This is a genomic window from Bradyrhizobium sp. SZCCHNRI20481, assembly GCF_032485055.1.
Lineage (GTDB): Bacteria > Pseudomonadota > Alphaproteobacteria > Rhizobiales > Xanthobacteraceae > Bradyrhizobium.
Genome location: NZ_JAUEUE010000012.1, coordinates 105,611 through 117,379, shown reverse-complemented (window position 1 = coordinate 117,379; position 11,769 = coordinate 105,611). Strand labels below are relative to the sequence as shown.

The window sequence follows — 11,769 nt, the reverse complement described above, 5'->3', positions numbered from 1 at the left end:
GATGCGACGCATTCTCGGTCTCGCGGCGCTCGCGCTGCTGCTGCTCGCGGCGCCGGTGGCGCATGCGGTGCAGCCCGACGAGGTCATGGCCGACACGGCCAAGGAGCAGCGCGCCCGCGCGCTGTCGCGCGAGCTGCGCTGCATGGTCTGCCAGAATCAGTCGATCGACGATTCCGATGCGCCGCTGGCGCGCGACCTGCGCCTCCTGGTGCGCGAGCGTCTCGCCGCCGGTGATAGTGACAATCAAGTGCTGGATTTCCTGGTCGCGCGCTACGGCCAGTTCGTGCTGCTGAAGCCGCGCTTCGAGCGCCAGACCCTGTTGCTGTGGCTGCTGCCGCCGCTGCTGTTGCTCGGCGGCGGGCTTGCGCTGTGGCTGCAGGTGCGCCGCCGCGGCCAGCGCGGCCCGGAGGCCACGCCGAAGCTGACGGCGGAGGAGGAGGCGCGGCTCGCCGCGCTGATGGCCGCGGAGCAGCCGCCGGCGACATGAAGTGCGCGACTCATGGTCGATGCGCCGCGCCGGTTTCGGAGCTCACCCTCATGGTGAGGAGGCGCGCAGCGCCGTCTCGAACCATGAGGCCACAGCGCGGGCCTCGCCCTTCGAGACGCCCGCCTGCGGCGGGCTCCTCAGGGTGAGGAGCGGAAGGCAGAACGTGGCCGGAGTGCTCATGGTCAGCGTCCAGCACGCCTTCGATGCTCCATCTTGCTTCGGCCGGTAGCCCGCAAAACCCCGTGCTCGTCCCGTCTCCCGGCTTTCAGCTTATTTTACCTTTGTCTGGAAGTGTGCGTTGACATTCCGTCTGACGTACCCGGGCAAATCCGATGTTCTCCAACAGTAATCTGACGATCCGCTTCCTCGTGGGGGGCGTCGTGGCCTCTCTCCTCATGCTGTTGGCGATCGGCGGCGGCACCGGCTTCATCGCGGTGCTCTATCTCAACAACCAGATCACCAGCCTGTCGTCGGATTTCGCCAGTCTCAGCGGCCCGGCGCGTGATCATGCGATGCTGACCTATCAGCAGGCGCATTCGGCGTTCTCCTACTTCCTCATGGCCTGCGTCGCCATTGCCGTGTTCGCCAGCGCCGTCTGCCTGATGACCTACGCCGCCGTGCAGAACGGCATCCTGCGCCCGCTCGCCGCGATGGTCAGCGCCATGCGCGACGTCGCCGACCAGAAATTCGACACGCGCATTCCCGGCCTCGGCCTCGGCAACGAGATCGGCCAGCTCGCCGGCGCGCTGGAGGTGTTCAAGACCAACGGCATCGAGCGCCAGCGCCTCACGGAGCGCGAGCTGCAGGAGGCGCAGCGCCAGGGCGAGCGCTCGCGCTTTCTCGACGGCCGCATCCACTCCTTCAACGAGCTCGTCGCCAGCGTCGTCGGCAGCGTGGCGTCCTCGGCGGTCCGGCTGAAGAGCAATGCCGAGACCCTGTCGCGCGCCGCCAACGACACCTCTGCCAAAGCGAATGCGGTCGAGGCCGCCGCCAACCACGCCAATCGCAGCGTCCAGACGGTGGCCGGCTCGGCCGAGGAGATGTCGAGCTCGATCGGCACCATCAGCCGCCGCGTCTCCGACGCCACCCAGCGCGCCGAGGGCGCGGCGTCGCAGGCCGAGAAGAGCAAGAACACCATCCATTCGCTGTCGGACGCCGCCGAGAAGATCGGCGCCGTGGTCCAGCTGGTGCAGGCGATCGCCTCGCAGACCAACCTGCTGGCGCTGAACGCCACCATCGAGGCCGCCCGCGCCGGCGAGGCCGGCAGGGGCTTCTCGGTCGTGGCGTCGGAGGTGAAGAACCTCGCCAACCAGACCAGCAAGGCGACCGACGAGATCTCGGCGCATGTCGCCAGCATCCAGGGCATCACCGCCGAGACCCGCGGCGCCATCGACGGCATCTCGACCACGCTCTCCGAGATCAGCGCCATCATGTCCGGCATCGAGGTCGACACCTCGCAGCAGCGCAACGCCACCCAGGACATCTCCAAGAGCGTCCAGGAAGCCGCCCGCGGCACCCTCGACGTCTCCAACCACATCGCCCAGATCACCTCCACCTCGGCCGAAACCGGCCGCCTCGCCTCTGAGGCCCGCGACGCCGCCGGCGAGCTGTCGCAACAGGCCGAGACGCTGAAGCGCGAGGTGGATGCGTTCATCGTGAGCGTGAAGGCGAGCTAGTAGTTGCGGGCATCTCGCCCGTAGCCCGGATGAGCGCAGCGACATCCGGGGTCTCACGCGCCGCCGAGGCGAATCCGGACATCGCTGCGCTCATCCGGGCGACGCGTTCGGTCGAGTAGGGCGGATTAGCGCAGCGTAATCCGCCACTGCAGACCGAGCTCGGATCGCGGCGGCTTACGCCTGCGGCTAAGCCGCCCTACGCACCACCGATGGGGCGGTCCGTCCCGTAGCCCGCATGAGTGCAGGACATCCGGGATTGCACCAGCTCTAGAGATGACTCCGGATATCGCTGCGCCCATCCGAGCTACGCTTGCTACTCACCATGAGGATTAAGAGTTCGCGGCGTTTTGAACCTCTTCTTGAGGAGCCCGCCGCGGGTGGGCGTCTCGACGGATGGGCCACGAGCGCTGTACCTGCGAGTTTAGATTCATTTACGATGAGTTCAGCGCACTAGTTTGGACGAGTAATGCCGACATCCGCGTTCGTACACGCTAGCCGTGTTGACCCCGGATATCGCCACGCGGATGGGGACACGCTCGCTGTTCTTTTGGTGAAATCGTGCGTACATTCATGCCGCCCATTCGTGGGTTCAAACGAAGCCGTGGAGGAGATAATGAGCGCGCTGACTTATATTTCCGTTTGGAAATGTATATCCGCTCGTATTCATGGTCTTGAGCGAGCGGCTGCAACACACGCGCGGTTCCTCGCAGCAAATAACAAATCGTCGTATGGCGCAGAGAAGGAGTTGCAACGTCAGTGTGCTGACATTCTTGTTTCAATCGAAAGCTTTCAGCAAGATTACGAGAGCTTGCTACCTGTGACCGCGACTCTCGCCATAGACGCATTTAAGGATGACGCTGGTCGTCAGATTAAAGAGAACTCTGTAGCTGATGCTTTGCTCGTTCGCACTATCATCGTGAAACTCATCGCCTTCGAGGCGGAGTTGACGTATTTGCTGAGCAATCACACTGAGCAACTCCGATCTGCGTCTGAGCTGGCGTTTTTGCACCTACAACGCCAAATCGTTGCTGACGAGGACTATCGGTCAAAGTGGCAAAAGGCGCATTCGCACCATGAAACCGCGTGCGAGAAGCTCGGTTCGGTCCATCTCCTTTGGCATGGCATTTGGGCTTTTAAGGTGAGTGCCACGGCAGGAGGGCAAACTGACCTTGTTTATCAAGAGCCTTTGCGGATTGACGCAGCACCTCTCTCACTCGGGTTTGTATTGACCGAATGGAAGCGAGTGACCGCTGGCAATGCAGATAGCGCCTACCGTGAAGCGAAGGCTCAAGCGGAAATCTATAGAGGCGGGATACTCGGCGGATTGGAGCTGACCAGCCATCGCTATTTGGTGGTTGTAACCAAAGAGCAAATTAACGTCCCGGAAGACATCAGGGAGAGCAACATCGTGTATCGTCACATCAACATCGCGGTGGACCCTCAACTGCCATCTGCGGCGTCCAAGAAATTATCCAAGTAAAGGGTGTGCTGTTCTGGCGCATGTGATCCGTGGCTTAGGTACATTCCAGCTCTCCTGTCGTGGCCGGCTAAAACCACTCGCCTTCCGAAAACCCGCCTACGAATTCCGAAAATCAAAAATACTCTTGCGCTCCACCCCAAATCACCCTTATCCTCCGCGCGTTCCGTTCCGCTGAGGGAGCGTATCGCGATCGTCACGGACGCGGGTTTCGGAATGCGATGGACGCGGGCTGCCGCAGCGGGGTTTGGCCTCGCCGACGAACGGCGGAACGCGGACGGGAAATCGTGTGGTCCTGGTCGCCCGATGCTGCGGCCAAGCCGGTGGTGATGATCCGCCGGTGACGGGGGCAAGACAGCCGGTCCCCGGGGAGATCACGTATAATCGTTAACACCATCGCACAGGGAGGGCCGGGCGTGTTCGGCCAGACCTGTGGTACCTGCCGCCTGCATTTTTTTCCGCAGGCGGGCCACGGGCGCGGCCAGCGCCCGGCCTTCCCTGTGCCCTCGACGTGAGGGCACGAGTTCAAGGGCATAGCTCGGGCGCGGGATGCGTCGCGAGGATGATGGGGCTCGTCTCTCGGTTATGTTCTCCAAGTGCTGTTTGATAGTGTGGATCGAGATCTCTCCGCGTCATTGCGAGCGCAGCGAAGCAATCCAGAGTCCCGCCCACCACCCTGGATTGCTTCGCTGCGCTCGCAATGACGGAGATTGGGACAGGCGGTGTGCCTCACACTCCACTGTCATCCTCCGCGAAAGCGGGGGATCCAGTACGCCGGAGCGGTCATTGTTGAACCGAGAGGGCTCGGCGTGCTGGATTCCCCGCTTTCGCGGGGAATGACAGGATGGAGTGGAGCGGCGGCTTTCGCCTAACTGTCATCGCCCGGCCGAGCGGCCCGGTCGGGCCGTCGCTGGGTGCGACTTTGGTTGGAGCGGCCAAAATGATGGCGGCCAGAGGGCGGCCGAGGCTTTGGCAAGTTATTGGGCGCAAACGTCTTTTCACCCTCGCTCCACCATCTGCGCCATTCCGCCGCAGTGTTCGTGTCCGTCCATTACAGAAGTTTAACGCCGCAGCCAGCACGCCGTAAGGCGGCGGCCCCCATCTTCACTGGCGAACGGGGCGCACAGCCCGGGACCCCAGTTTAGACCTTGACCAAAATCGCTTGCGGAGAAAACCGTATGACTGACCGTCCGACCGACCTGTCCTCGCTTCCGTCCTATCGCCAGCCCCGGCGCGGGCTGTTCTCGGCGCGCAAGTTCGCGCTGATGGCCTCCGTGGTCGCGGGCCTCGGCGTCGCCGCCTATGGCCTGTCGCCGCAGGGGGCGCCGGTCGATCTGTTCTCGACCTCGGCGCACGCGCAGGTCGCCAACGAGGTCAGCAAGGTCGCGCGCCCCGTCGGCTTTGCCGACATCGTGGAGCGGGTGAAGCCGTCGGTGATTTCGGTCAAGGTCAACATCGCGGAGAAGGTCGCCAAGGACGACAGCGACGACGATACGCCGTTCCAGCCGGGCTCGCCGATGGAGCGCTTCTTCCGCCGCTTCGGCGGTGAGAACGGCATTCCCGGCATGCCGGGCCGCGGCGGCCGCGGCGGTGGTCGCGCCGTGACCGGGCAGGGCTCCGGCTTCTTCATCTCCGCCGACGGCTATGCCGTGACCAACAACCACGTGGTCGACGGCGCCAACAAGGTCGAGGTGACGACCGACGACGGCAAGACCTACAGCGCCAAGGTGATCGGCACCGACCAGCGTACGGATCTGGCGCTGATCAAGGTCGAGGGCAGCACGAACTTCCCGTTCGCCAAGCTCGCCGACGGCAAGCCGCGCATCGGCGACTGGGTGTTGGCGGTCGGCAATCCGTTCGGCCTCGGCGGCACGGTGACGGCCGGCATCGTCTCGGCCGTGGGCCGCGACATCGGCAACGGCCCCTATGACGATTTCATCCAGATCGACGCCCCCGTGAACAAGGGCAACTCCGGCGGTCCGGCGTTCGATGTCGACGGCAATGTCGTCGGCGTCAACACCGCGATCTATTCGCCGTCCGGCGGCAGCGTCGGCATCGCGTTCTCGATCCCCGCCTCGACGGTGAAGAGTGTGATCGCGCAGCTCAAGGACAGCGGCTCGGTCAGCCGCGGCTGGATCGGCGTGCAGATCCAGCCGGTGACGCAGGATATCGCCGACAGCCTCGGCATGAAGAAGGCCGAGGGCGCGCTGGTCGCCGAGCCCCAGGCCAATGGTCCGGCGGCGAAGGCCGGCATCCAGTCCGGCGACGTCATCACCGCGGTCAATGGCGAGCCGGTGAAGGACGCGCGTGAGCTCGCCCGCACCATCGGCGGCATTGCGCCGGGCGCCTCGGTCAAGCTCAACGTCCTGCAGAAGGGCCAGGAGAAGACCATCAACCTGACGCTCGGCAAGCTGCCGAACACGATCGAGGCCAAGGCCGACACCGGCGGCGACAATGCGAGCCCGACCCGCGGCGCCGACGTGCCGAAGCTCGGCATGACCGTCGCGCCCGCTTCGAGCGTTGCCGGCGCCGGCAAGGACGGCGTCGTCGTCACCGAGGTCGATCCGAAGAGCGCGGCCGCCGATCGCGGCTTCAAGGAAGGCGACGTCATCCTGGAGGTCGCGGGCAAGTCGGTGACCTCGGCCGGTGACGTCCGCGAGGCCATCAACGCCGCCAAGGCCGACAACAAGAACAGCGTGCTGATGCGTGTGAAGAGCGGCGGCCAGTCGCGTTTCGTCGCGGTGCCGCTGGCCAAGGGCTAAGAGCCCTTACGAGATGGGAGGCCGCCGGCAAGTGCCCCCGCGTCGGCGGCTCTTCCTGGGGCGGGCTTAAAGTTCCGCTCCCACAGACCTTCCGTTGGACAACGCCCCCCTCCGTCGGAAGGAACTCGGGCGGTGAGGTCCCCCAACCTCACCGCCCACTTTGCTGCCGATCAACCCCGGGCCCACGCCGCCTTGCACGGAAACCGCGGCCGGTCCATGTAGATGGACACCAACCGTGACCACCGCCCCCGTTTCCGCAATGCGCCTCCTGATCATCGAAGACGACCGCGAGTCCGCCGACTATCTGGTCAAGGCGTTCCGCGAGGTCGGACATGTCGCAGACCTCGCCAGCGACGGCGAGGAGGGGCTCGCCATGGCCGAAAGCGGGGATTACGACGTGCTGGTGGTCGACCGCATGCTGCCCAAGCGCGACGGCCTGTCGCTGATCGGCGCGCTGCGCGACGAGGGCAACCGGACGCCGGTGCTCATCCTCTCGGCGCTCGGCCAGGTCGATGACCGCATCAAGGGCCTGCGCGCCGGCGGCGACGACTATCTGCCGAAGCCCTACGCCTTTGCCGAGCTGCTCGCCCGCGTCGAGGTGCTGTCGCGCCGCCATGGCGGACCGGCGGAGGAGACGACCTACAAGGTCGGCGATCTCGAGCTCGACCGTCTTTCTCACAGGGTCGCGCGCGGCAAGGACGAGCTGACCCTGCAGCCGCGCGAGTTCCGCCTGCTCGAATATCTGATGAAGCATGCGGGGCAGGTGGTGACGCGCACGATGCTGCTCGAGAACGTCTGGGATTATCACTTCGATCCGCAGACCAACGTGATCGACGTCCACATCTCGCGGCTGCGCTCCAAGATCGACAAGGGTTTTGACCGTCCGCTGCTCCACACCATCCGCGGCGCGGGGTATATGATCCGTGACGGCCTTCGGTAAGCTGATCCGCACCACGGCGTTCCGGCTGACGCTGGTCTATCTGCTGTTGTTTGCGTTGTTCGCAGCCTCGCTGCTCGGCTATTTCGCCTGGAACACCCGCCGGCTCATCACCGAGCAGATCTCGACCACGGTCACCTCCGAAATCAGCGAGATGACCGACATCTTCGCCCGCTGGGGCCTGCGCGGAATCGTCGGCGCGATCGAGAGCCGCGCGCTGCGGCCCGGCGCCAATCTCTATCTCATCACCACGCCGACCGGGCAGGCGATCGCCGGCAATGTCGGCTCGCTGGCGCCAGGCGTGATGGGCTCATCCGGCTGGTCGGAGACGTTCTACCGGCGGCTCGACGACAGCACCGAGCATAGCCACCGCGCGCTGGTCTATGTCACGCAGCTCTCCAGCGGTTTTCGGCTTTTGATCGGCCGCGATCTCGAGGAGCGCCGCCGCCTGTTCGGCATCGTCGCCAAGGCGGCGCAATGGTCGGTGCTGGTGGTGGTCGTGCTCGGCATCGGCGGCGGCATCTTCGTCGCGCGGCGCGTGCTGCACCGGATTGATGCCATGACCGGCACGACGCGGCGGATCATGGATGGCGATCTCTCCGGCCGTCTGCCGGTCGGGCGCAGCGGCGACGAGCTCGATCGCCTGGCGGAAAATCTCAACGCGATGCTGGAGCGCATCGAGGCGCTGATGACCGGCCTCAAGGAGGTCTCCGACAACATCGCGCATGACCTGAAGACGCCGCTGACGCGGCTGCGCAACCGCGCCGAGGAGGCGCTGGCGAAGTCGCGCTCCGAGGACGAATATCGCGCCGCGCTGGAGCGCACGATCGAGGAATCCGACGGCCTGATCCGGACCTTCAACGCGCTCTTGATGATCGCGCGGGCGGAGTCCGGGCAGGCGCGCGGCGACATGGTCGAGTTCGACGCGGCCGAGGTTGCCGGCGGCATCCACGAATTGTACGAGCCGCTGGCCGAGGACAATGAGATGACGTTGCGGGTGAAGGCCGCGGCCGCGCCGGTGCATGGCAATCGCGAGCTGATCAGCCAGGCGCTCGCCAATCTCGTCGAGAACGCGATCAAATACGGCAAGCCGGCGGCGCTGCCGCTCGATGCCGCCGCCGCCGCTGATAGCCGCGAGATCCTGATCGAGGCGCGGCGCGAGGGCGGACAGGTGCTGCTCAGCGTCACCGATCATGGCGAGGGCATTCCCGAGGCCGAGCGCAAGCGCGCCGTCGAGCGTTTCGTGCGGCTGGAGGCGAGCCGCACTTTGCCCGGTTCCGGCCTCGGTCTCAGCTTGGCGTCCGCCGTCGCGACCCTGCATGGCGGCGAGCTCCAGCTCGCCGATGCCAGGCCGGGGCTGATCGCGACGCTGGTGCTGCCGGCCGGTGCCGGCGTGCCCGCGAAGCTTGCGGCGCCGGCGCAGGATGTGCCACAGAAGGCCGCATGACCTCATCCGCGCCGGGAAACGCGGACGGGCAGACGCTGGCCGAACGTTTCGTTGCCGGCCCGCATGTCCGTGCGCCCGACAAAGCCGAACGCCGCCTCCATGAGTGGCTCGCCGAGCTCGAGCCGTCCTTGGCCGTCTCGCTCCGCGCGCTGCTCGCCGACGGCTGGCCGCGAACCATCCTGCTCGGGATTGCCGAGTGCTCGCCCTATCTGTTCGATCTCGTGCGCGCCGACGGCCATCGCCTGGACCGTCTCTTGCGCTGCGACCCGCAGGCGCACCTTTCCGAGCTGATCGCCCGCACCGGCCGCGAGGTGTTCGCCGCCTCCAGCGAAACCGAGGTGATGAGCCTGCTGCGGCGGCTGAAATCCGAGGCGGCGCTGCTGATCGCGCTGTGCGACATCGGCGGCGTGTGGCCGGTGATGCAGGTGACGGCGGGGCTGACCGACGTCGCGGTGTCCTCGGTGCAGATGGCGCTGCGGTATCTGCTGCGCCTGGAGACGGTGCGCGGCCGGCTTGCGCCCGTTGATGCCGACGATCCGGAGCAGGGCAGCGGCCTGTTCGTGCTCGCGATGGGCAAGATGGGCGCGGGCGAGCTCAACTATTCGAGCGACATCGACCTGATCGTGTTCTTCGACCCCGAGGTCAATTCGCTGGCGCGCGACATCGAGCCGCAGCCGTTCTTCGTCCGCGTGACGCAAGCGATGGCGCGGCTGCTGCAGAGCCGCACCGCGGACGGCTATGTGTTCCGCGTCGATCTCCGGCTGCGGCCGGATCCGGCCTCGACGCAGGTGGCGATGTCGACCGAGGCGGCGCTGCACTACTACGAGCGCGAGGGCCGCACCTGGGAGCGCGCCGCGATGATCAAGGCGCGGGTCTGCGCCGGCGACGTCGTCGCGGGCGAGGCGATGCTGGCCGAGTTGTCGCCCTTCGTGTGGCGCAAGCATCTCGACTTCCAGGCGCTGACCGACGTCCACGACATGAAGCGGCAGATGCAGGTCTATCGCGGCCACAGCGAGATCGCGGTCGAGGGCCACAACGTCAAGGTCGGGCGCGGCGGCATTCGCGAGATCGAGTTCTTCGCCCAGACCCAGCAACTGATCGCCGGCGGCCGCCACCCCGAGCTGCGGGTGCGTCCGACCCTGCAGGCGCTCGACGTGCTCACCGCCAGCAAGTGGATCACGGAGCAGGCGCGTGACGAGCTCACCACGGCCTATGAGTTCCTGCGCCGGGTCGAGCACCGGCTGCAGATGATGGCGGACGAGCAGATCCACAGCCTGCCCGACGATATCGAGGGCGTGAGCCGCTTCGCATGCTTCTTCGGCTACGACAGCCGCGAGCGGTTCGCGACCGATCTGCTGTTCCATCTCGACGTCGTGCAGGGACACTACGCCCGGCTGTTCGAGGGCGATCCCACCGGCACCGTCAGCCTGCCGGCGGTGAACTACGGCGCCGGTCCCGACGAACCGCGCCTGATGGAGCATCTTGCCGCATTGGGCTTCCGCGATCCCGTGATGGTCGCCAAGACCCTGCAGCAATGGCTCGCGGGCGAGTACCGCGTGTTCCGCACCGATGCGACGCGCACCGCGTTCACCGATTTCCTGCCTGCGCTGATCGATGGGCTCGCCCATGCCGACGAGCCGGATCGCGCGGTCGTCGCGTTCGACCGTTTCCTGCAGGCACTGCAGCTCGGCGGCCGCCTGATCACCCTGCTCGGGCAGAACCGCGACCTCGTCGCGCTCGTCGCGCTCGTGCTCGGGGCGGCGCCTCGGCTCGGCGACATGCTGGCGCGGCAGCCGCGGCTGATGGACGGCCTGATCGATCCGCGCTTCTTCGGCGCCATCCCGGATCGGCGTGAATTGTCGGAGCGGCTGGCGTCGACGCTGCAGGATGCCGGGACCTATGAGGAGTTTCTCGATCGTCTCAGGCTGTTCGGCCAGGAGAGCCTGTTCCTGATCGGCACGCGCATCCTCTCCGGGACGGTGTCAGCGCAGCAGGCCGGCACCGCGTTCGCCGACGTCGCCGAGGGCATCGTGCACACCGTGCATGATCTCGTGACCGACCGCTTTGCCGCCCAGCATGGCCGCATCAAGGGCCAGGAGACCGCGATCGTCGCGATGGGGCGGCTCGGCGCGCGCGAGATGACGGCCTCGTCCGATCTCGACCTGATTTTGCTGTATGATTTCGATGCCGACGCGCCGGATTCCGACGGCGAGCGCTCGCTGCAGGGCGCGCATTATTTTGCGCGCTTCACCCAGCGGCTGATTTCGGCCTTCACGTCGCGCACCAATTACGGCGTGCTCTACGACATCGACATGCGGCTGCGGCCGTCGGGCCGCGCCGGTCCGCTGGCCTCGCACATCGACTCCTTTGCGCATTATCAGGAGCAGGAGGCGTGGACCTGGGAGCACATGGCGCTGACACGCGCGCGGGTGATCTCGGCGTCGCCGGCGTTTCGGGCGCGCATCGAGGAGATCATCCAGGCGGCGCTGCGCCGGCCGCGCGACAGGAGCGCGATCGCGCGCGACGTCGCCGACATGCGCCGCGCGATCGCCGCCGAGAAGGGCGAGGCCGATCTGTGGGATCTCAAGCACGCCGCCGGCGGCATGGTCGACATCGACTTCGTCGCGCAATATCTGCAGCTCGTCCATGCCGCGACGACGCCGGAGATTCTCGATGTCAGCACGCTTGCGGTGCTGGACAATGCCGAGCGGCTCGGCGTGCTGCCGCGTGCTGAAGCCGTGATCCTGCGTCAGGCCGCACGGCTCTATCACGATCTGACGCAGATCGTGCGGCTGTGCGTCAGCGACAAGTTCAAGCCGGATCAGGCTGGAGAGGACCTGCTGCGCGTGATGGCGCGGGCGGGGGATGCGCCGGATTTCTCGGCGCTGGAGGCGCGCCTGCGCGAGACGCAGACCGAGGTGCGGCGCGTGTTCACCGCACTCGTGGAGGGATGACCGGACCAGGCGCGCGGTAGGACAGCCGG

The 11,769-nt window shown here is 66.3% G+C and carries 8 protein-coding genes; 7 read left to right on the top strand and 1 reads right to left on the bottom strand.

Features of this window, described 5'->3' with window-relative positions; genetic code table 11:
- The first annotated feature begins 1 nt into the window (after nucleotide 1).
- Nucleotides 2-487 (top strand): cytochrome c-type biogenesis protein, encoded by a 486-nt coding sequence (locus tag QX132_RS20505; protein ID WP_316162679.1) that lies wholly within the window; start codon nucleotides 2-4, stop codon nucleotides 485-487.
- 48 nt (nucleotides 488-535) lie between these two features.
- Here the strand turns inward: QX132_RS20505 and QX132_RS20500 are convergent, their stop codons facing one another.
- Nucleotides 536-667, bottom strand: coding sequence for a hypothetical protein (locus QX132_RS20500; RefSeq protein WP_315739833.1), 132 nt, complete (start codon nucleotides 665-667; stop codon nucleotides 536-538).
- Nucleotides 668-819: 152 nt separating this feature from the next.
- Between QX132_RS20500 and QX132_RS20495 the strand changes: the two genes are divergently transcribed.
- The 6 genes from QX132_RS20495 (at nucleotide 820) to QX132_RS20470 (ending at nucleotide 11,740) form a co-directional block, all read left to right on the top strand.
- Nucleotides 820-2,163 (top strand): methyl-accepting chemotaxis protein, encoded by a 1,344-nt coding sequence (locus tag QX132_RS20495; protein WP_316162678.1) that lies wholly within the window; start codon nucleotides 820-822, stop codon nucleotides 2,161-2,163.
- Nucleotides 2,164-2,776: 613 nt separating this feature from the next.
- A complete protein-coding gene (locus tag QX132_RS20490) occupies nucleotides 2,777-3,643 on the top strand; it encodes a hypothetical protein (RefSeq protein ID WP_315777575.1) in 867 nt (288 codons plus the stop codon).
- Nucleotides 3,644-4,818: 1,175 nt separating this feature from the next.
- Nucleotides 4,819-6,402, top strand: a complete 1,584-nt coding sequence (locus tag QX132_RS20485; protein WP_315777576.1) for a Do family serine endopeptidase — start codon at nucleotides 4,819-4,821, stop codon at nucleotides 6,400-6,402.
- A gap of 259 nt (nucleotides 6,403-6,661) precedes the next feature.
- Nucleotides 6,662-7,342 (top strand): response regulator transcription factor, encoded by a 681-nt coding sequence (locus QX132_RS20480; RefSeq protein WP_315739932.1) that lies wholly within the window; start codon nucleotides 6,662-6,664, stop codon nucleotides 7,340-7,342.
- On the top strand, nucleotides 7,326-8,786 hold the full coding sequence (locus QX132_RS20475; RefSeq protein WP_316162676.1) for a sensor histidine kinase: 1,461 nt from the start codon (nucleotides 7,326-7,328) through the stop codon (nucleotides 8,784-8,786). The genes QX132_RS20480 and QX132_RS20475 overlap by 17 nt, the downstream gene beginning before the upstream one ends.
- Nucleotides 8,783-11,740: a bifunctional [glutamine synthetase] adenylyltransferase/[glutamine synthetase]-adenylyl-L-tyrosine phosphorylase gene (locus QX132_RS20470; RefSeq protein WP_316162674.1), complete on the top strand. Its 2,958-nt coding sequence runs from the start codon at nucleotides 8,783-8,785 to the stop codon at nucleotides 11,738-11,740. The genes QX132_RS20475 and QX132_RS20470 overlap by 4 nt, the downstream gene beginning before the upstream one ends.
- Nucleotides 11,741-11,769: the final 29 nt, after the last annotated feature.